General features: G+C 41.6%; 16 protein-coding genes, 1 rRNA gene and 3 riboswitches. Of the genes, 15 read left to right on the forward strand and 2 right to left on the reverse strand.

The window, feature by feature from the left end; all coding sequences use genetic code 11:
* The first annotated feature begins 473 nt into the window (after window positions 1-473).
* From ACQKIC_RS18725 to ACQKIC_RS18755, 7 genes are all read left to right on the forward strand, one after another.
* Entirely contained in the window at window positions 474-764 is a 291-nt protein-coding gene (locus tag ACQKIC_RS18725; protein ID WP_402875524.1) for a WXG100 family type VII secretion target, read from the forward strand.
* Window positions 765-856: 92 nt separating this feature from the next.
* Window positions 857-1,096 carry an EsaB/YukD family protein gene (locus ACQKIC_RS18730; protein WP_427592148.1) on the forward strand — a complete coding sequence of 80 codons (240 nt, stop codon included), beginning with the start codon at window positions 857-859 and terminating at the stop codon, window positions 1,094-1,096.
* Window positions 1,097-1,166: 70 nt separating this feature from the next.
* Window positions 1,167-2,537: a type VII secretion protein EssB gene (essB, locus tag ACQKIC_RS18735; protein ID WP_402991621.1), complete on the forward strand. Its 1,371-nt coding sequence runs from the start codon at window positions 1,167-1,169 to the stop codon at window positions 2,535-2,537.
* Window positions 2,538-2,570: 33 nt separating this feature from the next.
* Window positions 2,571-7,019, forward strand: coding sequence for a type VII secretion protein EssC (gene essC / locus ACQKIC_RS18740; protein WP_427592137.1), 4,449 nt, complete (start codon window positions 2,571-2,573; stop codon window positions 7,017-7,019).
* Between the two features lie 18 nt (window positions 7,020-7,037).
* Entirely contained in the window at window positions 7,038-9,968 is a 2,931-nt protein-coding gene (gene esaA / locus ACQKIC_RS18745) for a type VII secretion protein EsaA (RefSeq protein WP_427592136.1), read from the forward strand.
* The gene (essA, locus tag ACQKIC_RS18750) at window positions 9,955-10,437 is read left to right on the forward strand and encodes a type VII secretion protein EssA (protein WP_402959478.1); all 483 of its coding nucleotides are present in this window, start codon (window positions 9,955-9,957) and stop codon (window positions 10,435-10,437) included. Before esaA ends, essA begins: the two co-directional genes overlap by 14 nt.
* Window positions 10,438-10,725: 288 nt before the next feature.
* Window positions 10,726-12,120: a VWA domain-containing protein gene (locus ACQKIC_RS18755; protein ID WP_427592135.1), complete on the forward strand. Its 1,395-nt coding sequence runs from the start codon at window positions 10,726-10,728 to the stop codon at window positions 12,118-12,120.
* 138 nt (window positions 12,121-12,258) lie between these two features.
* On the opposite strand, the gene ACQKIC_RS18760 is transcribed toward ACQKIC_RS18755, so the two are convergent.
* Both ACQKIC_RS18760 and ACQKIC_RS18765 read right to left on the reverse strand, forming a co-directional pair.
* A complete protein-coding gene (locus ACQKIC_RS18760) occupies window positions 12,259-13,209 on the reverse strand; it encodes an ABC transporter substrate-binding protein (RefSeq protein WP_427592134.1) in 951 nt (316 codons plus the stop codon).
* Between the two features lie 3 nt (window positions 13,210-13,212).
* Window positions 13,213-13,758: a hypothetical protein gene (locus ACQKIC_RS18765; RefSeq protein ID WP_427592133.1), complete on the reverse strand. Its 546-nt coding sequence runs from the start codon at window positions 13,756-13,758 to the stop codon at window positions 13,213-13,215.
* Window positions 13,759-13,920: 162 nt separating this feature from the next.
* A riboswitch (cobalamin riboswitch) is annotated at window positions 13,921-14,140 on the reverse strand.
* Between the two features lie 188 nt (window positions 14,141-14,328).
* On the opposite strand from ACQKIC_RS18765, the gene ACQKIC_RS18770 reads away from it, so the two are divergent.
* The 8 genes from ACQKIC_RS18770 to ACQKIC_RS18805 all read left to right on the forward strand — a co-directional run.
* Window positions 14,329-15,285: an AAA family ATPase gene (locus ACQKIC_RS18770; RefSeq protein ID WP_402875538.1), complete on the forward strand. Its 957-nt coding sequence runs from the start codon at window positions 14,329-14,331 to the stop codon at window positions 15,283-15,285.
* Window positions 15,285-16,472, forward strand: coding sequence for a DUF58 domain-containing protein (locus ACQKIC_RS18775; protein ID WP_427592132.1), 1,188 nt, complete (start codon window positions 15,285-15,287; stop codon window positions 16,470-16,472). The genes ACQKIC_RS18770 and ACQKIC_RS18775 overlap by 1 nt, the downstream gene beginning before the upstream one ends.
* A 55-nt stretch (window positions 16,473-16,527) precedes the next feature.
* Window positions 16,528-18,669 carry a transglutaminaseTgpA domain-containing protein gene (locus ACQKIC_RS18780; RefSeq protein ID WP_427668730.1) on the forward strand — a complete coding sequence of 714 codons (2,142 nt, stop codon included), beginning with the start codon at window positions 16,528-16,530 and terminating at the stop codon, window positions 18,667-18,669.
* A 27-nt stretch (window positions 18,670-18,696) separates the two neighbouring features.
* A riboswitch (purine riboswitch) is annotated at window positions 18,697-18,798 on the forward strand.
* Window positions 18,799-18,938: 140 nt separating this feature from the next.
* Window positions 18,939-20,495, forward strand: a complete 1,557-nt coding sequence (gene guaA, locus ACQKIC_RS18785; RefSeq protein ID WP_402875551.1) for a glutamine-hydrolyzing GMP synthase — start codon at window positions 18,939-18,941, stop codon at window positions 20,493-20,495.
* A gap of 205 nt (window positions 20,496-20,700) precedes the next feature.
* Window positions 20,701-20,802: riboswitch (purine riboswitch) on the forward strand.
* A gap of 108 nt (window positions 20,803-20,910) precedes the next feature.
* A complete protein-coding gene (locus tag ACQKIC_RS18790) occupies window positions 20,911-22,242 on the forward strand; it encodes an NCS2 family permease (protein WP_427592130.1) in 1,332 nt (443 codons plus the stop codon).
* 131 nt (window positions 22,243-22,373) lie between these two features.
* Entirely contained in the window at window positions 22,374-23,216 is an 843-nt protein-coding gene (gene glcT / locus ACQKIC_RS18795) for a glucose PTS transporter transcription antiterminator GlcT (protein ID WP_402875546.1), read from the forward strand.
* A gap of 208 nt (window positions 23,217-23,424) precedes the next feature.
* Complete coding sequence (gene ptsG, locus ACQKIC_RS18800; RefSeq protein WP_427592129.1) at window positions 23,425-25,500, forward strand: glucose-specific PTS transporter subunit IIBC; 2,076 nt, start codon at window positions 23,425-23,427, stop codon at window positions 25,498-25,500.
* A gap of 408 nt (window positions 25,501-25,908) precedes the next feature.
* Window positions 25,909-25,997, forward strand: a 16S ribosomal RNA gene (locus tag ACQKIC_RS18805); the annotation flags it as partial.

Consider the following 25,997-nt stretch of genomic DNA (forward strand, 5'->3'; position numbering starts at 1 on the left):
GAATGGGATATTCGTAAGTTTGAAGTCCTTTGGTCTATTTGTGAGCAGAAGCTTACAACCATGATCATGATATCCGGGTTGTTTATAGTGAACATCGTTCAAAGAAGCATATTACATTTCCTCCCAAGTTAGTGTGGGCCGGACCTAAAGTCTTTAATCAAACGATTGATTAAAACAATGATGGGGGTGCAAAAGTCACCTTTTATAATGGAAAGGACGAATTAATCCTATTAAAGGAAAAAATAGTAGGTATATAGAGCGGTTTGTTTGAAAATATGGAAAAAAATGATATATATTTCGCCCAAAGTGGTTTAGAAATGTATGGAAACAGGTACTTAGACTTCTATGATGGTAGATTTAGGATTATTTATATAATCATAATTTACCATTTTATGACCCGTTTGTTAATTTTTATGGCAGAATTTGTATAGTTCTATTAAAATGTAACTAAACACATTAAAGGAGGAATTGTTATGTCACAAATTCGCGTAACCCCATCGGAACTTAAGGATGTAGCTAGACAATATGATAATGAAAGCCAGCAGGTCGTTGATATTATTGGCCGTTTGGATAAAATGAGGGATCACTTAACAGGAATTTGGGAAGGTTCTTCTAGTCAAGCCTTCGTTGGACAATATGAAGAATTAAAACCTTCATTTAATGATATGGCTCGTTTATTAAATGAAGTATCTCAACAATTGACGAAATCTGCTCAAATCCTTGAAGATACAGATAATCAAATTGCTAGCCAAATTCGCGGATAAATTAGATAAAAACGAGATAGAAGCTTTAGGGAAAAGCGCCGTGAATCTGATTGTAGATCGTGGCGTTTTTTTCTTTTAATGAGGTGATTGGCATTTATATTCAATTAACCATTGATTTAAAAAGATATACGGACGAGGTCTTTGATCTCCAAGTGTCCAATTACCGCTCCGTCAAAAAGGTTGTGGAAATTGTCTGGGAGGTAAAGGGGATTGCACAAGTGCCACGTGAAGGATATTGGGTGCGGGTTCAAAATAAGGAGTTTGTTTGTTCCGGTTATGACACATTATTGGATAGTGGCATCACGACGGGGGATCGGCTCGAGATTCTTTAATGGTAGAGGTATGTCTTACATATAGGAAAAAAGTCTAAAGCCCTTTAGCAGGGGTAAAGGAGTACATAGAATGGGTGAGAAAAAATCATCATATTTGGAAAAGCAAATGGAAGCGGTAATGAAGAAGAATGATGATGGATATATATTCGTTTTCCAACGTGCTAAATTGCTGATGCAAAATCCCTTGGAATTACAGCTGATTCAGGAAGTGGATTCGGTTCTTCATAAAACTATAGAGGTTTCAGAGGATGAGGTGCAGATCAGCATTGTACCGCCCACCTCTTTTTTTGCTTTTAACAAGGCACGCAATAAAAGTTCTTTGAATCGATGGATGGCTTCCCATCAAATGATTAACAAGATCAGGAGACATGAGTTAACTCGGTTACGGGTAATCGTCTGCCCGGAGAATCTGGTTTTCGATCGAAGTTTTACTCCCTATTTTCTTCATTATGGCGTAAAAGAAAGCCTGCCGCCGTATGAGGAGAACGCCAACCAGCTGTTTCAGGAAACCAAGGCGACGATTGCAGCTCTTGTTGATAGTCAGTATACATTTGATCAGTACCTTCTTTACCATAAAACTCTTAAACTATCGAAAGAAACCCAAAGTATCTTAGCGGAAGAGACTTGGGAAGGGCTGATCTTGTATGTCCAGAATCAAATAGAGTTTCTGGAAAAAGAACATAAAACATTTGTGCATATTCCAGAAAAAAAGTGGAAAATGGAGCGTTACACATTATGGGGAATAGGCATAATCTTAGTCCCTCTCTTATTCTTTACGATTTATACACTATTCTTTTCCCAACCAAGGCAAGAGGCTTATGTGGAAAGCGGGGAGAATTTCCTGAAACAGGAATATAGCCAAGTCATTGATCGATTGGAACATTTCAATCCTGAGAAAATGCCATATGTTGTTCAGTATGAGCTTTCTAAATCTTATGTCACTACCCATGGGTCATTGATGGACTTTCAGAAGGAAAATATCTTAAAGGCCATTACGCTACAGACCGATAGTCAGTATCTTCTCTATTGGATATACATTGGCCGGGGCATAAGCGAGGATGCAATCAACTTAGCGAGGATCATGGAAGATCGAGAATTGATTATGTATGGCCTTTTGACACAAAAGGAACAAATTAAATCTAATGAGGATTTGTCCGGTGAAGAAAAGGAGACACAAGTGAAAGAAGTGGATACGGAGCTTAAGGAGTATAAAAAGGAAATGGATGAATATCAAAAACAGCTTGAAGAGGCCACGCAATTGGAAGAACAGGAGCAGCCTACTACAGAGCCAAATAGAGAAAGCGTAGTGGAACCGGAAGCCAAACCAGCTGTAAAAGAAGAGGAAAAGAAAAAGGAACCTGCTTCTAAAGAAGAACCTGATAGCAAGGAAGCCTCGGGAAAATCAGCTGAAGAAAAAGAGAAAGAGAATAGCAAAGATTGAGTACGTATGTGCCCTTTGCGGAGGTGAGAAAGAATGAGTTCACTATGGATTTTCTGTAAGAAGACATACCAATCTTATACGATTAGGGAGAAGCAACTGGACCCAATTACGATTGGATCATCACAAAAGGATACAATCACGATTTATTCGCTTCCCTTTAACGAGGGACACATTGAGTTGAGGAAAGATGAAGAGCTTGATGAATATATGGTATTCAGGGGCGAAGAGAAGATTGGGGAGGTAAAGCCTTTCCAGTCCTATATTTTTCACGAAAATCAAGAAGCTGTGGAAATCTTTTATGCTCCCGGAGAACTGAATGAAAGCCTTTATTATATAGATAGTTTGAAAGAAATATCGATATCCGCCCAATCAGGAGCGACGATATGCAAGCAGGAACCAAGTGGAAATGGCTTTTCCCTTGTTCGTCGTCAGGGACAATGGTTGCTCGAACCTACAGCGGACCGGCTTTTTTTAAATGGTGAAAAGGTGGAAGAAATGACGGCACTGGAAAATGGCGATTTGATCTGTTGCCCATATATGGTACTGAGGTTACTAGAAGGCGACATATTAATGGTCAAAAGTGCGGATCATTATGAAACGTCCTTATCCGAAATCATGCAGCCTATATCCGAAATGAAAAAAAGTTATCCCGAGTACCGCAGGACTCCACGGATGATCTATGAATTGCCGGATGAGAAAGTGACCATCTCATTCCCAAGTCAGGAATCGGAAGACCAGAATCGTGGGCTATGGCTGATCCTAATGCCCCCATTAATGATGTTGATCGTCATGGGAGTCGTCATGATTGTTCAGCCGCGTGGAATATTCATCCTCATATCGATTGTGATGTTCACCACCACCATGGTGACTTCCACGGTTCAATACTTTAAAGATAAAAAGAAACAGAAGCTAAGAGCTGAAAGACGGTTACGCGTCTATACAAGGTATCTAGAACAAAAGCGAGAAGAGTTGGGCGAGTTATCGGCACAGCAAAAGAAAGTATTACTCTACCATTACCCTTCTTTTGAGAAAATGAAGCAACTGACGAATCAGATTAGCGATCGAATATGGGAGCGCACAATGGAAAGTGAAGACTTTCTCCACTTCAGGGTCGGTACGGCGTCCATTCCCTCCAGTTATGAGGTCAAGGTGAACAGCAGTGATATGTCAAATCGGGATATTGATGATCTACTTGAACAGTCCCAGGAACTTGTCGATGTTTACAAAAGCCTTGACGATCTACCCTTAACGATTGATTTGTCTAGCGGCTCCATGGGCCTAGTCGGAAAGGAAACAGTCGTCAAACGCGAGCTGCAGCAGATGATTGGCCAGTTGTCTTTCTTCCATAGCTATCATGATGTCCGGTTTGTGGCGATTTTCCCAGAAAAGGATTATGAGGAATGGGAATGGATGAAATGGTTGCCTCATTTCCAGCTGCCACATGCATACGCGAAAGGCTTCATCTATAATGAACAATCTCGTGATCAACTATTATCTTCCATTTACCAGTTACTCAGAGAAAGGGATCTTGACGAGAATAAAGGAAAAGTGAGATTCACCCCTCATTTCGTATTTATTGTCACCGACCGTACATTGATTGCGGAACATGTCATTCTTGAGTATTTGGAAGGGAAGACCGAAGAGCTGGGCATATCAACCATCTTTGCAGCCGATGCCAAGGAGAGCTTATCGGAAAATGTCCATACATTAGTGAAGTATATCAATGATCATGAGGGAGAAATCTTGATTCAGCAAACAAAAGCCGTTCATACGCCTTTCCGGCTAGATGAGCACGGTAAGGAAGGAAATGAGCGGTACGCCCGGTTATTACGGTCGCTTGACCATCAAAAAGGGATGAATAATTCCATCCCTGAAACCGTTTCGTTCCTGGAACTTTTAAAAGCCCGTGAAGTGGAGGAGCTGCCAATCAGCCAGAATTGGCTGACGAATCAGTCTTCCAAGTCGTTAGCGGTGCCAATTGGATTGAAAGGAAAGACAGATAGGGTGGAGCTGAACTTACATGAAAAGGCACATGGTCCCCATGGTCTGGTTGCCGGTACGACGGGTTCAGGGAAGAGTGAATTGTTGCAGACCTATATTCTTTCATTGGCTGTTCACTATCATCCCCATGAAGTTGCCTTCCTGCTCATTGACTATAAAGGGGGAGGAATGGCACAGCCTTTCAAGCAAATTCCCCATTTACTTGGAGTGATTACGAATATTGAGGGAAGCAAGAACTTCAGTGCCCGGGCACTTGCCTCGATCAATAGCGAGCTGAAGAAACGCCAGCGCCTGTTTGATCGCTATGAGATCAATCATATCAATGATTACACGGATTTATATAAAGAAGGAAAAGCCGATAAGCCATTGCCACACTTATTCCTGATTTCGGATGAGTTTGCCGAGCTTAAGAATGAAGAACCTGATTTCATTCGGGAATTGGTCAGTACGGCACGGATCGGCCGGAGCTTGGGTGTTCACTTGATTCTGGCCACGCAAAAGCCAGGTGGTGTGATTGATAACCAGATTTGGAGTAATGCCCGTTTTAAGATTTCCTTAAAGGTGCAGGATGCCAATGATAGTAAGGAAATCTTGAAAAATAGCGATGCTGCGAACATCACCGTCACCGGTCGCGGCTATTTACAAGTAGGCAATAATGAGGTGTACGAACTGTTTCAGTCGGCATGGAGCGGCGCCCCTTATATGGAGGATACAGTGGGATCCGAGGATGAAGTAGCACTCGTCACGGATCTAGGGCTTGTCCAAATATCCAATGTAACGGAGCAAGTCTCTCGCACACGTAAAGAGAAAATCAGTGAAATTGAAGCGGTGGCAGATCAGATTGTAGCGACGCAGAAAGAAATGAAAATTTCCAAACTGGCTAGTCCTTGGCTGCCTCCTCTTTCAAATCGACTATCACGAATTGATCAAAGAAGCCAAACGGAAAACCAGTTCTATCTAGGAATGAAAGACGAGCCCGAATTGCAGAGCCAGACGGATTATGTTTACAACTGGATAGAAGACGGAAACATCGGGATTTTCGGATCTTCCGGCTATGGCAAGTCAACGACGGTATTAACGCTTCTATTCAATTTCATCGATCAATTTTCACCTGAAGAACTGCATTATTACATTTTTGATTTTGGAAATAGTGCACTGCTGCCACTTCGACAGCTGCCACACACAGGAGATTACTTCAGATTGGATGAGATGAGGAAAATTGAGAAATTCATGTTGTTCATGAGGACGGAGATGGAAAGGCGGAAACAGCTTTTCTCTGAACGGGAACTTAGCAATATCAAGCTTTATAACGCCCTAGTAGAAGATAAGTTGCCGATTATATACATCGTCATCGACAATTTTGACTTGGTGAAGGATGAAATGCCAGACCAGGAAGCGCAATTCATCCAGTTTGCCCGTGATGGACAATCACTTGGAATCTTTATGATCTTGACCGCTACAAGAATCAATGCCATCCGTCAGCCATTGATGAATAGTTTAAAAACGAAGGTCGTTCATTACCTAATGGACAGTTCGGAACAATATTCCGTTTTAGGCAGGACGCCTTATGAAAATGAACCAGTACCTGGGCGGGCATTGGTGAAGACAGACCAGACCTATCTGATGCAGGTGTATCTGCCAGCAGATGGAGAAAATGATGTAGCCGTTTTGGAAGAAATGAAACAGGTCGTGGCCGAAAACAAGACTCGTTACAAGAATCTGGCTAAGCCACCAGCTATTCCAATGTTGCCAAATCGCCTAGACTTGGCGTCATTCAAGACGTACTATTCACCATCTACCAAGACAGGGCTCATACCAATCGGGCTTTCAGAAGAGAGCGTATCTCCTGTATGGGTAGACTTGCATGCCAACCCATTCTTACTAATTGTCGGTCAGTCACGTAAAGGGAAAACGAACATGCTTAAAGTGGTCTTAGAAACGCTTCTTACCCAGACGGTCGGGGAAGTTGGCGTATTTGATGGAGTGGATCGCGGTCTATCCCCTTATGCAAGCAGGGAGACCGTACGTTACGTAGAAACGAAAGATCAAATTACCGAATGGCTCGATCACATCACGGAAATATTCGAGGCTCGTGAACGCCAGTATTTAGAGGCATTGGAACAGAAGCCAATGAAACAGATTGATTTTTCATCCGTCATCTTTGCTATCGACAGCATTTCAAGATTCCAGCAAGCGATTGATGGAAGAATTCAGGACAAGATAAGCGGTTTAATGAAACAATACAGCCACTTAGGTTTTTCCATGCTCGTGGCTGGAAATGCGAATGACTTCACGAAGGGGTATGATTCCCTGACAACGGAATTGAAACAGATCAGGCAGGCAATCTTGCTTCTGAAAAAATCGGATCAGAGTTTATATACGCTCTCGTATTCAAGAAAAGAAGAAGAAATTCAGCCAGGGTACGGCTATTTTGTTCTAAATGGCAGGGAAAGTAAAATCCAGATTCCACTAAGTGAATAAGAAGGAGGGAGAAAGACGTTGAATAAGACAATAAAGCCGTTGTTATTAATTGGGAAGATACTTGTAATCATTGCTCTGCCCATCTTGTTTTTTTCTTATATCGGTCAAAACCCAATGAAGAAAACAGAAACGGCTTCTCGTGAGATTGCTATTGTCAATGAAGATAATGGGGCGGAATATGATAAGAACCAGATTCAAGTCGGATCAGAACTTGTCACGACATTGGACAAGGATTCTGAATATGATTGGGTCGTCGTCAACAGAAGTGCCGCGGAAAGTGGATTGGCTAATAAAAAGTATGATGCGATCATTTATTTCCCATCGGACTTTTCCAAGAACATTTATACCTTTAATGAAGAACAACCAGTCAAAGCGGGGGTTAAATACAAGGTCCAGACAAGCTTAAATGCGGAAAATATGGAAAAGGTCCAAAAAGAGTTAGAGAAGACCAAGAATAAAATGAATAAGCATATTTCCACGCAATACTGGAGCTATGTATCTCAATCGGTAGAAGATATCCGCAAAAAATTCGATAAAGTTTTGACGAAGGAAATCGCTTTCCAAAACACGATGTATGAATTTTATACCCCAAGTTCCGAAAGCCTGGCTGGGGAAATCAAGCAACATAAAGATATGCTCAAAGGGGTTTTCGCTTCCACGAAGAGTGCAGGGGAAACCACCAATGAAACATTAGGTGAAATGGGAAAAACAAAAGCACAAATGGCCTCTTTCGTGGAGGAAGTTGTGACGTTTGAGGAATACCAGAAAGCGCAAAGTGCTCTTTTTGCTTTGACATCCACCCAAAATCAACAGCTGATCATGGATAGCATCCAAGCGTATGATGGGGTGCTGAATGAGGGAGTCCAGACGATACCGAATATCCAAAAGGATACCAAACCGGGATTTAGTCTGAATGAACAAGGCATGAATGAGAACGTGGTGATGATGCAAGAAAAAATCGAGAGCAGCACTAGTAACCTGGAGGATTTCTCCAGCAACATGAAAGAAAAACAGGTGGAACAAATCTCGAAAATAAAGGATGAACAACAAAGTTCGATTGATCAATTTAAACAATCGGAAGAGGACGGACTAAACAAGCTTCAGACAACTTTATTGGAGCAACGTGGAAGTTTGGCCAACAGCTCGGGGGATAAAGATGAAATCGGTGGAGGCGATACACCGATAGAAGATGTTGATACAGGAGGAAAAGGGGATTCAGAGGCAGCGCCTTCAAAAAAGGAAGCAATCGATGATATCTCACTTCAAGTGTTACTGGATAAAATTAATGGTATGAATACGACCCTTGAAAGTTTGGTGCCGGCAGAAGGCAGTGAAGGGGCAAAAGATCAAATTAGCTCTCTTGCAGGCAGTCTGCAAGAGGAAATCAATGGTCTGAGCGGGACCTTGAATAAAAGAACGGAAAACTATAATCAAGTTGTCGTACAATTCAATGCATTGATAGATTCATATAATACGTTACTAACAAATTATAAGAAACTACAAACTGAATATGAAAAGCTGGGAAAAGATTATAAGGATTTGGGTAATCAATGGGAGCAATCACAGGAGGATATTCAAAAATTACAGGATATCCAAAGTATGACCATCAATGAGACCCTTACGGAAATCAAGAAAACAGAAGACGAGCTACTTAAAAAAGTGGGAGGAGAAAGACGGGCGGCATTAGTGGATGTCTTTAATCGATCCATCCTGAGCCGTGACTCAAATGCACTTCTAGCTTATTATGGTTCGCTTTCTTCCTATGGGGAACTTGTTCAACGAGTCAATGAAACGAAAGAAAGTTTGGACGAAGTGTTTACCGCCAATATGAACGAATTAGAAAATATGAAAAATGGCGTTTCTGGTATCGTCGATGAAGAGGCGAAACTTGTCCAATCAAGCCTTTTGGGAGTGGAAGAAGACTTTGGGGCTTTATCTAGCTCGATGCTCGACTTTATATCAGAATATGACGAAAATGTTGAAGTGGAACATGCAGCCACGCTGGAGGAATTAGCAGCCATATCAGCGAGGGCTCAAGAAGTAACGGCAAATCTGACCGGTAATATGGAGACTCCCGAGATGGAGGAGGCCCCTGTTGGAAGTCTTAACGGAGAAATGTTTGTATCTCTTCAGGATTCTACGGCAACCACTGTCGGTTATATTTCGGAGCTAGTCCATTCTGTCGCAGAGCGTCAAGATACCGTTACGAAAGATACATCAGACCTTCAAGCAAAAGTGGGATCCGTTCAGGAAAGAGCAGATCAGCTTAATGAAAATTGGGCTCAAAACGTGGATTCCACGAAGAAAATCAAAACCGATGTTTACAGTGTTTTGAATAATACGTTAGTGGATGATCAGTCGAACGGGTATGTGTACGAGTATTTGGCGAATCCCGTTCAAATCAGCGGGGAAGTATTGCAACAAGAAAAGGTTAATATCCCACCAATCGTGATGTTAGTGATCATCCTTATCTCAGGATTATTGATTGGTTTCTTCCTGCACCATTATGCATCCGTTCCGATGCTGGTGCATGCAGCCTTATTCGCATTACTGAACTTGATCGTCGGCTTGATCATTAGCATGTATGGGCTGAAGATTTATCCGCTTGGCGATATGCAGGCGATTAAATGGACCGTTTTCACTGTCCTGCTTCTATTCTTCTGCTCAGCGTTCACACAGCTTGCCTTTGCGATAGGACCATTTGTCGGGGCAATTCTGGTCATTGGTTTAATCAGTTTCTTTACGATTCCATTATTAGACCTGATCATGCCTAACTTCAATGTCGAACATCCGGTAGCCAATGTCTATATGTCCATTCAATTCGGGAATCAGTTGGCCTTTATCCCGGCCACTACCATTCTGATTATACTCACGCTGGTTGCTGCGCTCCTTCCTTATGTTATGAAGCGTCTTGCAGGTAAAAGAGAGATGGCCCATGAAGCGGAGTAAACAGGTAATTCTCGTGTTGTTCTTCATCCTCTTCAGCCAGCCTATTGATGGGCAAGCTGAAGAGGAACCCATCGTGGAGCCGAATGTGTATCAGGAAAAGGATATCAATATCCAAACTGAATATTTTCATGATGAGGAGTTATTGAAACAGAAGGAGAAAATTCCGGAAGAAGTAAAAGGACTTACTTTTGAAAGAGGAAAGTATGATGTCATAGATTCGATAGAAGATTCCCTTTTTCTTTCTCCTATGACGGAGGATAATAATATCATTGCTTCCAAAGCGGAAGAAATGGGGTTGTTTTCTTCAGAAGTCCCCATTCGAAAGAGAGATAGGGAAGAAGAGAACTCTTTTCTGAACTTTGATCTATCATTGTTACTGGCGATTGTTTTAGGAGTTGCCGTAGTGTGTCTGTTTGTTATCCTTATCCCAAGAATGGGTAAGTTGAATCAAGAAGGAAATAAGAAATGAAGAAGCCCGACTCCAGATTTAGGAGTCGGGTTTTTCTTTTTCCTTATTTTGAAAGGGTGATCAGGAGACCTAAAAGAAGGGCTATGGTAAAGACCCATATAAAGAATTTTTTATACATATTCATTACCTCGAATCGTCAAAATGTGATAATTCATTTTAGCATATGTATGGGGAAAGAACCGAAGTTGGATAGAAGCAAAAGATTTTTAGTGTTAAAAGAGAATGGGTTTTTTAATGAAAAAATAGGGTAATGGATGTTGTGGATAAAAATGTAAAATTGGAGGTGCGATGGTGGAGAAAAAACAGTGGAAGCTAGGGATGATATGTCTGGCCACTCTCTTCGTTTTGCTTGCTCTTTCTGGTTGTAATACGAAAGATGAAAAGATGAACGGAGAAGAAAAGGAAGAAGTACGTGGTGAGAATACCGAAAAAAAAGGGCGTTCAGAAGAAGATGAAGAGCTGGAAGAAGATTTCGAGATTGCTACCACCGTTGAAGAAATGACTAAAGAAAACCCTGGGAAGTACACAGGGAATAAATACAATAAAGCCATTATACATAGAGCATTAGACAATCAGGACTTTCAGGAAAAGGATAGCTTCGAAGTTTATCAGAGCTTATTAAAACTAATGGGCGAAGGTGCAAACTACAAAGAAAAGTATCAGTTTTTCGAAGCATTCGACCCTTCCATTGAAACGGCGGTAACAGAGATGCCAGGTGGAATCACCATCGACGGCAGTGGTGAATTGGGAATCGACGTGAATATTGCAATTTTGCTTGACGCAAGTGGGAGCATGAACCAAAAAGTAGGCGAGAAAACAAAAATGGAGCTGGCGAAAAAAGCGATTAATGAATTTGTAGCTTCCCTTCCGGAAGAGGCAAATGTCATGCTCCGTGTCTATGGGCATAAAGGAAGCAACGATGATAAAGATAAGAAGATATCCTGTGATAGTACGGAAGTGGTTTATGATTTGGCCCCATATAATAAAGGGGACTTCAGGAAAGCATTAGATAAATTTAAACCGACAGGATGGACACCGATTGCCAAGACCATTTCGGAAACAAAGAAAGATTTTGAAAAAGCGGGTTCAGAAGGTCAAAATATCATTTATGTCGTCAGCGATGGAATCGAAACCTGCGACGGTGATCCAGTGAAAGCAGCTAAAGACTTGCATGATTCCAATATTGAACCAGTGATTAACATCATAGGGTTCGATATGGATAGTGAGGGGCAAAAACAATTACGTGAAGTTGCTGAAGCTGGCGGAGGGAAATTCGAAATGGTCAATAATGCCGATGATTTCAATAAGATGTGGGATGAAGAGCGTAGAGATCTGTGGAACCAATGGTGGAATTGGGGCAATGAAAATTGGAGTACCGTTCGGGATGAACAAAATAAGAAGACATCGTCTTTACTTGATGAAAAAAACAGTTTTTCTAGGCTTTCCTCTGATGAAAGCAATCGCATGTATGAGGCTACGAGTTATTTAAAGTATAAGAAACAAATAAATTATGAGACTTGGGAGGAAGCTCGCAGTTTAGTCAAACAACGCCGTGAAATAATAAAAGAGTATTATGACGAAAAATATGAAGAATTGAACACGACAGTGAAAAATGAAGGGGAGGGTTTAAAAGAATCAATTAAAAAGAAAGAAGAAGAAATGAAAGAGAAATATAAAGATTAATAATCAAAGGGGCTGTCTAATAGCCCTCTTTCAAGAGGATTCATGCACAAAATAAAAGGCGGAAATGTTGTTAAATCAACCTTTCCGCCTTTTATTATATATACGATTTCGGCGTAATTACCCCTTTTGGGTGTGTCTTTATTTGAATAATTGCGGATATATGGTCTTTGCAGTTAGTTCTACGGCTTCTCCGATACGCGGTCCGGGACGTGACATGACGTCTTCGCTAAGCTGATATACTTGGTCTTCCTTCACGGCGCTGACATCTTTCCAACCTTTACGGGATTTGATTTCATCCACAGCATTGTCCACATAGCCTACGGTTGTGATGATGGCATCCGGGTTGCGCTTGACGACTTCTTCATCTGCTATTTTCGCCCAGCCCTTTTGGTCGGCAAAGATATTTTCGATACCGGCAGACGCCAAGATCTCTTGTTGGAAGGTTTCAGCTCCCGCTGTATAAATTTCTGGAGAAGGGCTGATTTCGAAATATGTTTTTTCTTTAGAATCGACACTCGCCACTTTTTCTTCAACATCTTTGATTTGTTTTTTTATGTTTTTGACTAGGTCTTCCCCTTTGTCCGTTACGCCCATGACTTTGGAAATTTGATTAATATCGCTATATACATCATCAAAGGTCACGGCTGATTTAATAATGAAAATGGGAATTCCCGCATCTTCAAGCGGCTTTAATGCTGCTTCATCGCCAATTGTGTAGGCAATGATGACATCCGGTTTCAAAGAGATGATTTTTTCGGAATTGATCGTCATCGAATCAGAGACACGCTCGACATCTTTAGCTTCCTCAGGATAGTTATCGAAATCCGTCGCTCCAATCACCTTATTCCCTACACCAAGGGCATATAAAATCTCCGTATTACTGGGTTGAAGTGAAATGACCGTTTCCGGAACCTTATCAAATGTGATTTCTTTTCCGCTATCATCGGTGACGGTATAGGATTTGACTTCTTCAGTTGTTGCAGGATCTTTTTTCTCTAGCGATTTCTGATCATCATTCGAGGTACATCCTGTAAGGAAAAGGGCGACCATCAGAAGGGCAATCCAACTGGATCTTACTGTTCTTATCATGTTTTATTCCTCCATTTTCTTTTTCATCGTTTTGGTTGGATAGGATTTGCTGATAAAGGGAATCTCTTCGACACCCAGTTGTTTATTGACATAGACAGCCATCACGAATAGAACATTGGCAAGCAAATGAGCATAATCAAAAAGGATCGCGGGCACATCTTTTTCCGTACTGACTTTATGCAAGGCACGGACGGATTTCTTGGCTTCACTACGGCAAGTATGCAAAATACAGGCTGCCGTCGATCCTTGGGGTAGTACAAATGTTTCGATGCGTTCTTTCACTTCAGCGACATAATAGTCATAGATTTCACTTAGGCGGTTTAGACCGTCTTCGGTTATGGCCAATTTCCCCCGGGCAGAACCATTTAAATGATAAGCCATCGGCAACAGTTCCATTAAATCCCTGTAGACTTCAGGAATCTCTTTCGTGAACGACGCTGCCAGTCCCATTTGAGTCGTCAATGAATCGGTGCGAATTTCATAATCAACGTTTGAAACTGATTCGCGCATGAATGGGTAGCATAAAAAGCGGGCATCCTTCTTTTCCATAATTTTTCCTCCTTTTTAATAATGTGAATGACCTTCGTATTGCTTTTCGGCGCAAAAGAAAAAGCCGACCAAAGGTATTGGTCGGCAAACAATCATCTATGTATCTCGAACGGAAAAAAAGATGGAAGATTGCCGTACAATCCTCCTAACTTCCGAAGAGCAAAATACGATAAAAAAAAGGCAGGTCTCCTGGCTCGTGCATCATTTTACTCTAAGAACCTTCCCATTTGGATTGAATGAATGGTATCGTGCGTGCGGATTCATTCACAAACAGTGGCATATTTCTTATTTCATTAGCACTTACAGTTGCGGAAACAGCTTCGGTTTTACACCGAATTCCCTATTAAGCTGACAAGTCAGCACCTATTTTTTGCAAGGTTTTTATTCACTTAGTACCAGTCTATCATAATTAATTACTTAAATAGTGAAAAAATTTCAAGAAATCTCTTTTATAGGGGTATTATTCTAGTAAACTCACTTTGTAAGGATAAATTGGAGGTTAATGTAAAATGGATGTCGAATAAATAAGGGTTAAGCATGAGTGATTTACATAATCATGGGAGGTAGAGAATGGTTTATAAACAAGTGAATCAGAAACTGGATATGATTTTGGAAAACATTGAAAAGGTCATTATTGGAAAAAGAGATATAGCAGAACTAAGTCTTGTGGCCCTCCTTTCTGGTGGACATGTCTTATTGGAAGATGTCCCGGGCGTGGGGAAGACCGTCTTGGTCAGGGCGCTAGCGAAGTCCATCGGGGCGGATTTCAAACGGATTCAATTCACGCCTGACTTGCTACCTTCCGATGTAACGGGGGTATCGATTTTCAATCCGAAGGAACAAGAGTTCATCTTTAGACCGGGGCCAATCATGGGCCATATCATTTTGGCCGATGAAATCAATCGGACATCACCGAAAACGCAATCCGCCCTACTTGAAGGAATGGAAGAGGCAAGCGTGACGGTGGATGGTGTGACAAGGAAACTGGAACAACCGTTTTTCGTCATGGCCACTCAAAATCCAATTGATTACGAAGGCACATACCCACTTCCAGAAGCACAGCTAGATCGTTTTTTATTGAAAATGAAGATGGGGTATCCGGAAGTGGCAGAAGAGATAGAAGTGTTGCATCGGGCCCAATATACGGCTCCGATTGAAGAATTGGAATCCGTGATTTCGTTAGAGGAACTGATAGATTTGCAGATAGAGGCAAAGGCCGTGATCGTGGATGATACGATAAAGACGTATATCGTCGAGTTAGCCAATCAATCACGTAAGCATGAAAGTGTATATCTTGGGGTGAGCCCACGTGGATCGATTGCCCTAATGAAGGCAGCCCAAGCCTATGCGCTCCTAAAGGGAAGGGATTACGTTTTACCTGATGATGTGCAGCATTTGGTTCCGTTCGTTTTTACCCATCGGCTAATCCTTAATCCAGAAGCGAATTACTCGGGGGTGAATGCTGACATGGTGATACATGAGGTAGTGGCTACGACGCAGGTACCCGTGAAGAGGGCCGTGACCTAATGCGGAATGTGCTTACCATACTGAAGAAAAACAGGAATGTCTGTGGGATCATAGTGCTTATGCTCATTTCCTTTTGTTTTGCGATGTTTCAAGGCGGGTTTATCAGTTGGTTCATTTTCTATACCTTTTTGCCGTTCGGTGCGTACTCTATGATTCTGCTGTTTTATCCACTTCAGGCTTTTGAAGTGGAGAGAAGAATTAGTAAACACGAATGCCAGGCCGGAGAGTCGGTAGATATGACATTGGTATTCTCCCGGAAAAACAGACTGCCTCTTTTATATATGGTGGTAGAAGAGGATTTGCCGATGGAACTGGAAAAGAAAACATTGGTTTTTCCAGGATTTAAACAATCCTTCCAATTGACATATACCCTGGAGAATCTGCCAAGAGGAGAACATGTCATCCAATCGGTTCGCTTCAAAATAGGGGACTTCTTTGGACTCTATGAAAAAGAAGCGACAGTGCATGCCCCTTTGAAACTCACCGTTTTCCCGGCTTATCAGGAGTTGAATTATAAACAGTTGGAGCATGTCTTCGATCAAGGACAAGTTGGTACGACGAAAAAAATACAGCGGGAACATTCGGTCGTGTCCGGAATCAGGGAGTATCAGCCGGGTGATCAATTATCCTGGATAAATTGGAAGGCAACGGCCCGAACAAGTGAAATCATGACGAAGGAATTTGAAGTGCAGAAAAACCGCGATGTATTTATTATGCTTGATGAGTACGCCTCTCCCTTCTTCGAAGAAGCTATCGTACTTGCGGCCTCTTTGGTGCATGCCTTGATAAAGAAGGGTATGGATGTTGGGTTAACCAGTACGGGATCAATGGAGGTCGTACCGGCTAAAGGAGGCAGTAAACAGAGGAGAAGACTCTTTTACCGTCTTGCAAAATCAAGGGCCACACATACAAGCGTCTGGAATGGAAAGAAGAACAAGGGAGTTGTACCATCAAACGCTTCTGTAATATTCATTGTGTCCGAATTAACGATGGAAAAGATAGAAGGTTGGAATGCATTTACCGGAAATAAAGCGATGACGGTATTTTGCGTGAAAAGTCAGGGAGACTTCACGGGTGAGGAAATACGTGCGAAGTCGGTGGCGTTGGCTCGTGGAATAAAGTTGGTCTTCTTTGAACAGGGTCACCTTCAAAATGAACGAACCGAGGTGAAGGCAAATGAACGCTGATTCTACCAAATCGGAAAGGTGGATGCATGTTCTCTTATATATATTTGGTCTTCTATTGATTACCGAATGGTTACGACCCGTAGAGAAGCTTACGGATACAGGAAATATCTTGATTTTCATTATCTTTGTGTTATTTTCCTTGCTCCTACACTATTTCGGTATCCACTGGTTTGTGCGTTTCATCCTCGTAAGTGCCTTTATATTAATTGCGGTCCATTTCTTGTATTCGTCAGATCCTTTCCTGACCTTCAAATGGCTTACTGGTGATTTGCTGGATATAACGGCTAACGTTTCGAATATGTATGAGGGGAAGTGGGAGCTGCTTTCCAACCCCTTTAGAACGCTGTTGTTTTTCGTGCTTCTTTGGCTTGTGACATACTTGATTCATTACTGGGTGACGGTGAGACGAAACATATTTTTACTTTATATATTAACGATCATTTTCCTATCGATTCTCGATACATTCACACCATATGATGGGGATATGGCCATGATTAGGATCATCATCATCGGGTTTTCGATGCTTGGTGTGTTGGCCATGCTACGCTTGTCCATACAAGAGAGATTGGTGTTTTCAGGAGGTCCATTCAGTAAATGGTCCATCATGCTAGCGGGGATGCTGTTAGTAAGCGTCTTCGTTGGTTTCACTGCTCCGAAGTTCGCGTCACAATGGCCGGACCCTGTACCGTTCATTGTTTCTTATTCCGATAAGGTGACAGGAAGTGATGAAAGCTCCGTTGAAAAACGGGTGGGGTATGACGAAGATGATTCATCACTTGGTGGGTCGATAGAGCCGGACAATACGGTCATTTTTTATAATACGGCCAATACCGGACACTATTGGAAAGTCGAGAACAAAGATATCTATACCGGAAAAGGGTGGGTTTCCGTTGAGGGAATGGAAGACTATATCAGTTTCTCTAATGGTCAGGATTTGAAGGATATAAAAGAATTTGAGATTCCTGAAGTGTTGAAAACGGAAGACATGAATACAAGGGTAACCATGATGGAAAGTTACTCTCACCTTCTTCATCCCCAATCAGGGTACCTGAAGAAGGTAGAGGCTGAGAATGGAGATTGGTTTAAATATTATACAAATATGGACAAGTACATTTCGGTAGACGAAGGCAGTGAGCCCCTTACCACGAAAGAATATGAACTGGTTTATGAAATGCCTAGCTATGATCTGGCTGACTTACGGAAAGTTACGGAACAGGATGAAACGATGGATGTCCTCATGGAAAGCAATACACAGCTTCCGGAGGGATTGCCAACCCGTATCTATGAACTGGCCAACGAACTTACGGTGAATGAGGATAATTGGTACGATAAGGCAAAGGCCATAGAAAATCACTTCGACGGTCCTGAATTCAGCTATTCTAAAGAAGACATTCCGTATCCAGGCGATAATCAGGATTATGTGGATCAATTCTTGTTCGAGACCCAAATTGGGTATTGCGATAATTATTCAACGGCGATGGTCATTTTATTACGTGCCGCCAACCTTCCGGCAAGATGGGTTAAGGGGTATACGGAAGGGGAGAAATCAATTTATAAAGGTGAATCCGCCTATAAAGTGACGAATAATAATGCCCATTCATGGGTGGAGGTTTATTTTTCAGGATTGGGATGGGTACCATTTGAGCCTACGAAGGGATTCAATGGGCAAATGGATTTTTACAATTCGAATTTGAATTCGGAAAATACGGAGGAAACCGAGCAGGAAGACAAAAAACTAGTGGAGCAAGATGAGACACAGACTAGAGAGCGCCCGGATACACCCGAAAATGAACCTGGATCAACTAAGAAAAGTGTCCTTTTAAGCCAAAATACTTTATTAATGTGGAGTGCCGGTATTATTTTATGCATAGCTTTACTTCTTGCCGTAGGGTATTTGTATAGAAGGAAATGGCTCCCTTTTGTACAAATCCTTCGGTTAAAAAAGAAAACCGGTCCATACTTTATACAGGCGTACCAATTATTATTGAAACAGTTGGTCCGGGCAGGGTTAGAGCGGCCTGAAGGACAAACCTTGCGGGAATATGCAGCCTATGTAGATGCGGTTTATGAGACGAATTTAATGCAGGAAATGACAGCTCGATACGAAGTAATGACCTACCGTGGTGATCCAGAAGAAGAGGAGTGGGAGCGTTTTCGCAGTGACTGGGAAACGCTTATGAAAAAAACTAGCTCTTGACCATGTTTTTATTATATTGATACAATAACTTAAACTAATACTGTCCTTCATATATCCTCGATAATATGGATCGAAAGTTTCTACCGAATCACCGTAAATGATTTGACTATGAAGGCAGATTTACAGGAAAGCTGAAAATCTGCCTTCGTATATACTTTTTCCGTATATCGTTGTGGGTGGATTTTTAGTTTTCCTTTTTTTATGATACTATTTTTTTATATGAAAAATCACTCGTTTTTGGGTGAATTACATTGATAGAGGTGACGTTTGTGCCGGGGAAAACAGAATTGCAGAAAAACCAAGAAATGATTGTAGTACTTGATTTCGGAAGCCAATATAATCAATTGATTACGCGACGTATTCGTGAATTCGGTGTGTACAGTGAGCTTCATCCTCATACCATTACAGTGGAGGAACTACAGGAAATGAATCCTACAGGGATCATTTTTTCAGGTGGCCCTAACAGTGTATATGATGCAAGTGCATTTGGCTGCGATGAACGTATTTTCGATTTAGGTCTTCCAATTTTCGGAATTTGTTATGGCATGCAGCTGATGACAAAACATTTTGGCGGAAAAGTGGAACGCGCCAAAAACCGTGAATATGGAAAAGCGACTCTTACGATTCAAAATGAATCTAAATTATTCAGTGATCTTCCAAAAGAACAAATCGTCTGGATGAGTCACGGTGACTTGGTCGTCGAAACACCTGAAGGTTTCACGGTCGATGGAACGAATCCGTCTTGTCCGATTTCGGCAATGAGTGATGAGTCACGTAAATTATATGCCGTTCAATTCCATCCAGAAGTACGTCACTCCGTACACGGCAATGAAATCCTGAAGAACTTCGTATTCGGAGTTTGTGGATGTAAAGGTGACTGGTCCATGGAAAATTTCGTTGAAATTGAAATGGAAAAAATCCGTCAAACAGTCGGCGATAAAAAAGTACTTTGCGCATTGAGCGGTGGAGTGGATTCATCCGTAGTGGCTGTGTTGATCCATAAAGCGATTGGCGATCAGCTGACATGTATCTTCGTTGATCATGGCTTACTTCGTAAAGGTGAAGCGGAAAGTGTTATGAAAACTTTCAGTGATGGCTTTAATATGAACGTCATTAAAGTGGATGCAAAAGAACGTTTCTTATCGAAACTTGCTGGCGTTTCCGATCCTGAACAGAAACGTAAAATCATCGGTAACGAGTTCATCTACGTGTTCGATGATGAAGCAACGAAACTAGAAGGCATCGATTTCCTTGCACAAGGTACGCTTTACACAGATATCATTGAAAGCGGTACGGCAACGGCACAAACGATTAAATCACATCATAATGTCGGCGGTCTACCGGAAGATATGCAATTCAAATTGATTGAACCATTGAATACTTTGTTCAAGGACGAAGTACGGGCATTAGGAAGCGAAATGGGCATTCCTGATGAAATCGTTTGGCGTCAGCCGTTCCCAGGTCCTGGTTTGGGAATTCGTGTATTAGGAGAAATTTCAGATGAAAAGCTTGAAATCGTCCGTGAGTCTGATTATATCTTACGCGAGGAAATCAGGAAGAATGGTTTAGAACGTGAAATTTGGCAATACTTCACAGTCCTTCCTAACATTCGTAGTGTAGGGGTAATGGGAGATGCCCGTACGTATGATTACACAATCGGTATCCGTGCTGTCACATCAATTGATGGAATGACTTCCGACTGGGCTCGAATTCCTTGGGAAGTACTTGAAATCATCTCCACAAGAATCGTCAATGAAGTGGATCATGTTAACCGCGTTGTGTATGACATAACGTCCAAGCCACCTGCAACGATTGAGTGGGAATAGTATATACATCGAACCAGTGAGGGTTTTACCTTCGCTGGTTTTTTTTGGTATTTATCTTTTTGGGTTATTTGTGGATGATAGAGGGTGGATATTCTTCGTGAAATGGAAATGATAACTAAAAGGCGAACGTTCTATATTTTTTAATTAAAATTATTCGCTTTTTATATTGACGGCTGTTTTACGCACTGGTACACTATACCTATAATAATAAATTGAACATAATCGTCGTATAATATCGGGAATATGGCCCGAAAGTTTCTACCAAGCTGCCGTTAACAGCTTGACTACGATGTGAATGAATGGGTGGGGTAGGTCACGCGCGCATTCTTTACATATTAGTAGTTGAGCCCCGTTCGGAAGCGAATGGGGTATTTTCATTTTGTGTTATACGAACTTATGATAGGGGAGACTCATTATGAAAAATTACTTTCGTTTTAATGAACTGGGTACTAGCTATCGTCGGGAAATACTCGGCGGTTTAACTACATTCCTCTCAATGGCTTATATACTGGTTGTGAATCCAGTGATGTTAACGTTACAGGGCATAGAGGATTACCCTGATGAATTGAGAATGGATTATGGAGCAGTGTTTGCCGCAACGGCATTGGCTGCCGCAATTGGTTCCATATTGATGGGTCTCATAGCCAGGTATCCAATCTCGCTTGCACCAGGAATGGGATTGAATGCATTTTTTGCCTTTACGGTTGTACTCGGTTTCGGAATCCCGTGGCAAACGGCTTTAACCGGTGTTTTAATTTCAGGGCTCATATTTGTCCTTCTATCCTTATCTGGTATTCGGGAAAAAATCATTAATGCCATTCCAGTCGAATTGAAATATGCGGTCGGAGCTGGTATTGGACTATTTATAACATTTGTAGGGTTTCAAAATGCAGGGATCATCAAGAATGATGATAGTGTACTGGTCGGACTTGGTGATTTAACGAACGGAAGTACATTGCTCGCGGTATTCGGGATAATCGTCACCGTCATTCTAATGACCAAAGGCGTGAAAAGCGGTGTATTCATCGGAATGGTGATCACTGCCATAGCTGGCATGATTTTTGGGCAAGTGCCAGTGCCGGAGAAAATCGTTGGAGCGATTCCAAGTATCGCACCAACATTCGGAGTTGCGTTCGATGCTTTCGGAAATCCTGGTGAGCTCTTTACAGGCCAAATGCTGATCGTGATTTTGACCTTCTTGTTCGTAGCGTTTTTCGATACAGCCGGTACGTTGGTGGCTGTCGCTCAACAAGCAGGTTTAATGAAGGATAATGTTCTTCCGAGAGTTGGAAAAGGGTTGCTTGCTGACTCTCTATCCATTGTCTCAGGTGCGATCCTTGGTACATCGACGACGACATCTTATGTGGAGTCGACAGCGGGTGTCGCTGCCGGTGCTCGTAGCGGTTTTGCCGCAGTGGTTACAGGTTTACTGTTCGTCCTATCTCTTTTCTTTTTCCCGCTACTTTCCGTCGTGACGTCAGCGGTAACTGCACCAGCTTTAGTCATTGTAGGTGTACTAATGGCCTCATCGCTTAAAAACATTGACTGGCATAAATTTGAAGTAGCGGTGCCTGCCTTCTTCACAGTTATCATGATGCCCATGACATATTCGATTGCAACAGGGATTGCCTGTGGATTTATCTTTTATCCTATTACGATGACAATGAAAGGGAGAGCGAAAGAAGTTCACCCAATCATGTGGGGACTTGGAGTGGTCTTCCTTCTATACTTCATATTTTTAAAGTGAAACAACACGAGAAAAGAGGCCTATTATAGGCCTCTTTTCTCGTGTTGTAAGAAGAAGGACTTTACGTGTATAGTATAGATATAAATGTTTTGTAATGGATGGGATAATTCTTTCAAAAAAGAGGGAAAAAAATGAGCGGTTTTATCGTTGAAAAGGTATTGAACAATAATGTTGTAATTGCTAATCACCCATCATATGGTGAGGTCGTTTCTATTGGAAAGGGCCTGGGATTTAATCGAAAAAAAGGCGATGAACTAAGTCCGGAACTCGCAGAGAAAACGTTTGTTTTGAAAAGCGAGAAGGAACAGGAAAATTACAAGAAGTTATTGCCGAAAATCGATCAAAATCTTCAAGCGGCCATAATTGAATCCATTCATTTGATAAACAAAAGGGTCCCTGGAAAACTTAATGAGCATATACATGTGGGCTTAACTGATCATTTACTATTCGCCCTTCAACGGGTTTCCCAAGGGATGACCATAAAAAACCCATTTTTAAAAGAGACGATCACCCTCTATCCTTTTGAGCATAATATCGCAGTCGAGGTTGTTGACCTCATTCAAGATAAGACCGGGATAGGACTGCCTCATGGAGAGATTGGCTTCATCACGCTTCATATCCATAGTGCCATAGCAAATAAGGATTTATCTGACGTCAATCAGTATTCCCAGGTGATTTTTCAACTGATTTCCATTATAGAAGAGCAGTTGAACGTTGAGATAAATAAAGAAAGCATCGATTATTCGCGGCTGATTCGTCATTTAAGGTTTATGATCGATCGCGTATTGGCAGGGGAAACGGTGGATGAACCTGAAAAAATCACTTTGCTATTGAAAGAAGAATATCCTGTATGCTACAATTTGTCTTGGAAACTAATAAAAATTATGCAACAGAAATTAGGCAAACCGGTTTGTGATGCGGAAGCTGTCTACTTAACGATGCATATTCAACGATTGCAAAATAAAATTAAATAAAACATTAACCTACGTGTTACTGATTCGATCAGGCATAAGTAAGGAGAATGATTGAGAGTGGAACAGGGTAATCTATACCCACATGTTCTTTTTCGGTCCTACCTTTACTTATGCCTTTTTTGCATACAAAACAGCTTAGAAGTGTATTAGCAGTTTAATGAAATGTAACCGTTTTATTAGTGTGAAAACAAAATGAGGAGGAAACCTAATGTTTAAGAAGTTGTTTGGTATCTTGCAAAAAATTGGAAAATCTTTAATGCTTCCTGTAGCGATCTTGCCTGCTGCCGGTATTTTACTCGCACTGGGTAATGCTTTACAAAACCCTGCCCTCTTGGATATCGCTCCGTTTCTAGAAAATGGCGGAGTGGAAATGGTAGCGTCTGTCATGGAAAACGCTGGGAATATTATTTTTGGAAATCTTCCGCTATTATTTGCGGTAGGTGTAGCGATTGGACTGGCAGGTGGAGATGGGGTTGCTGGTTTGGCAGCAATCATCGGATTCCTGATCATGAATGTAACGATGGGAACGGTCTTAGGAATTGATTTGACTGATGTCGAGAAAAATAGTGCCGTTTACAGCAATGTTCTTGGAATTCCTACGTTAGGTACAGGAGTATTCGGCGGAATCATCGTCGGGGTCATGGCTGCCATTTTGTATAATAAGTTCTATGAAATTGAGATGCCTTCGTATTTAGGGTTCTTTGCGGGAAAACGTTTCGTGCCTATTATTACAGCGGTAAGCGCGGTTGTTTTGGGACTGGTCATGATTGTAATTTGGCCGACCGTTCAATCTGGATTAAATTCCTTCTCAGAAAACATGCTTGGAGCTAATTTGACGCTTAGTGCATTTGTCTTTGGGGTAGTGGAACGGGCGTTAATTCCGTTCGGCTTGCATCATATCTTCTATTCACCATTCTGGTTTGAATTTGGTAGCTACATCGATTCGTCGGGTGAACCTATCAGAGGTGACCAAGCAATCTTCATGGCGCAAATTAAAGATGGAGTGGAGAATTTAACGGCTGGTACGTTCATGACAGGAAAATATCCATTCATGATGTTCGGGTTACCGGCTGCAGCATTGGCCATCTATCACGAAGCTCGTCCAGAACGCAAGAAAATTGTCGGTGGTTTAATGGCATCGGCTGCTCTTACAGCTTTCTTGACAGGTATAACAGAGCCAATTGAATTCTCATTCTTATTTGTAGCGCCGATTCTTTTCGCTATTCACTGTGTGTTTGCAGGTCTATCATTCATGACGATGCATTTGCTTGATGTAAAAATTGGGATGACCTTCTCCGGCGGGTTAATCGACTATACATTATTCGGTTTAATCAATCCGCAAACAAATGCTTGGATCGTAATTCCGGTTGGTTTAGTATTTGCGCTTATCTATTATTTCGGATTCCGATTTGCAATCAGGAAATTCAACTTGAAAACTCCTGGTCGCGAGGTAGAAGAAGATGATGACGAAGTTGGAGTATCTTCCAAGAAATCAGGTAACCTTCCTGGAGATATTTTGGAAGCGATGGGCGGAAAAGAAAACATCGCGCATTTGGACGCTTGTATCACGCGCCTTCGTGTGTCAGTTAATGATATTAAAGAAGTTGATAAAAATAGATTGAAGAAACTCGGTGCGGCAGGAGTGCTTGAAGTCGGTAACAATATCCAAGCCATCTTTGGCCCACGTTCCGAAACGATTAAAGGGCAAATGAAAGAAATCATGGATGGGAAAAGACCTAGTAGGGTTGAAGCCTCACCAGAAAAAGGCGTAGAAAATCAAATAGAAGATGTGATTCCGAAACCATTACGGACGGAAGGGTCTTCTGACTCTGAAAAATTCGTTTCTCCTATTAAAGGAGAAATCAAGCCGATTACTGAAGTGCCTGATCCAGTATTTGCTGAAAAAATGATGGGCGATGGCTTTGCTATTGTGCCGGAGGATGGTCTGGTTGTTTCTCCGGTTGACGGGACGATTGTCAATCTCTTTCCAACTAAACACGCCATTGGTATCGTTTCGGAAACAGGGCGAGAAGTCCTGATTCACGTCGGAATCGATACAGTTAAATTAGAAGGTAAAGGGTTTGAAGCGCTCGTCGCTCAAGATGACAAGGTGAAAATCGGCCAACCACTACTTAAAGTAGATATTGACTATGTTAAAAATAATGCGACTTCTATTATTACTCCGATTGTCTTTACGAACCTCGCTGAAGGGGAAAGCGTTAAGATAGAAAAGAGCGGAAAAGTCGATATTAAAGAAGCAAACATTATTTCTTTTAATAAATAAGCGTTATAGAAGCAGGGGGTGACTATTGAAGTTGCCCCCTGCTTCTATTTATAGATTTATGTTAACGACATGTCTTTGAAGTAGAAAGGATAAAGTGGGTATACTAGTGGAAGTTGTACTCTATAGATAGGATTTAAAAAAACAAAGAAATATCACAATTTTAATTGACTTGTATTTCTACTGGTGATATTATATTAACTACACCGAAACACGACATCAACACGACATCATAACGAGAAAAGAAACATTCGAAACTTGTTGACAAGTTGGTTGAGAGGTGTTAAGATAATAAAGTCGCTAAGATAACGGCAAACAAATTGCTCTTTGAAAACTGAACAAAACAAAGCGCCAACGTAAATTTTGAGTGAGCACACACTATAAAAAAGCAAAATGAGCAAGTCGAACATTTCTTCGGAGAGTTTGATCCTGGCTCAGGACGAACGCTGGCGGCGTGCCTAATACATGCAAGTCGAGCGAATCGATGGGAGCTTGCTCCC

This window comes from Peribacillus sp. NPDC046944, assembly GCF_050272735.1.
Lineage (GTDB): Bacteria > Bacillota > Bacilli > Bacillales > DSM-1321 > Peribacillus.

Bases quoted from the DNA above. Each gene is read 5' to 3' on its own strand.
- ACQKIC_RS18725 (WP_402875524.1), top strand. From the start codon at position 474: ATGTCACAAATTCGCGTAACCCCATCGGAACTTAAGGATGTAGCTAGA.
- essB (WP_402991621.1), top strand. From the start codon at position 1,167: ATGGGTGAGAAAAAATCATCATATTTGGAAAAGCAAATGGAAGCGGTA.
- essC (WP_427592137.1), top strand. From the start codon at position 2,571: ATGAGTTCACTATGGATTTTCTGTAAGAAGACATACCAATCTTATACG.
- essA (WP_402959478.1), top strand. From the start codon at position 9,955: ATGAAGCGGAGTAAACAGGTAATTCTCGTGTTGTTCTTCATCCTCTTC.
- ACQKIC_RS18755 (WP_427592135.1), top strand. From the start codon at position 10,726: ATGGTGGAGAAAAAACAGTGGAAGCTAGGGATGATATGTCTGGCCACT.
- ACQKIC_RS18760 (WP_427592134.1), bottom strand. From the start codon at position 13,209: ATGATAAGAACAGTAAGATCCAGTTGGATTGCCCTTCTGATGGTCGCC.
- ACQKIC_RS18765 (WP_427592133.1), bottom strand. From the start codon at position 13,758: ATGGAAAAGAAGGATGCCCGCTTTTTATGCTACCCATTCATGCGCGAA.
- ACQKIC_RS18770 (WP_402875538.1), top strand. From the start codon at position 14,329: ATGGTTTATAAACAAGTGAATCAGAAACTGGATATGATTTTGGAAAAC.
- ACQKIC_RS18775 (WP_427592132.1), top strand. From the start codon at position 15,285: ATGCGGAATGTGCTTACCATACTGAAGAAAAACAGGAATGTCTGTGGG.
- ACQKIC_RS18790 (WP_427592130.1), top strand. From the start codon at position 20,911: ATGAAAAATTACTTTCGTTTTAATGAACTGGGTACTAGCTATCGTCGG.
- glcT (WP_402875546.1), top strand. From the start codon at position 22,374: ATGAGCGGTTTTATCGTTGAAAAGGTATTGAACAATAATGTTGTAATT.
- ptsG (WP_427592129.1), top strand. From the start codon at position 23,425: ATGTTTAAGAAGTTGTTTGGTATCTTGCAAAAAATTGGAAAATCTTTA.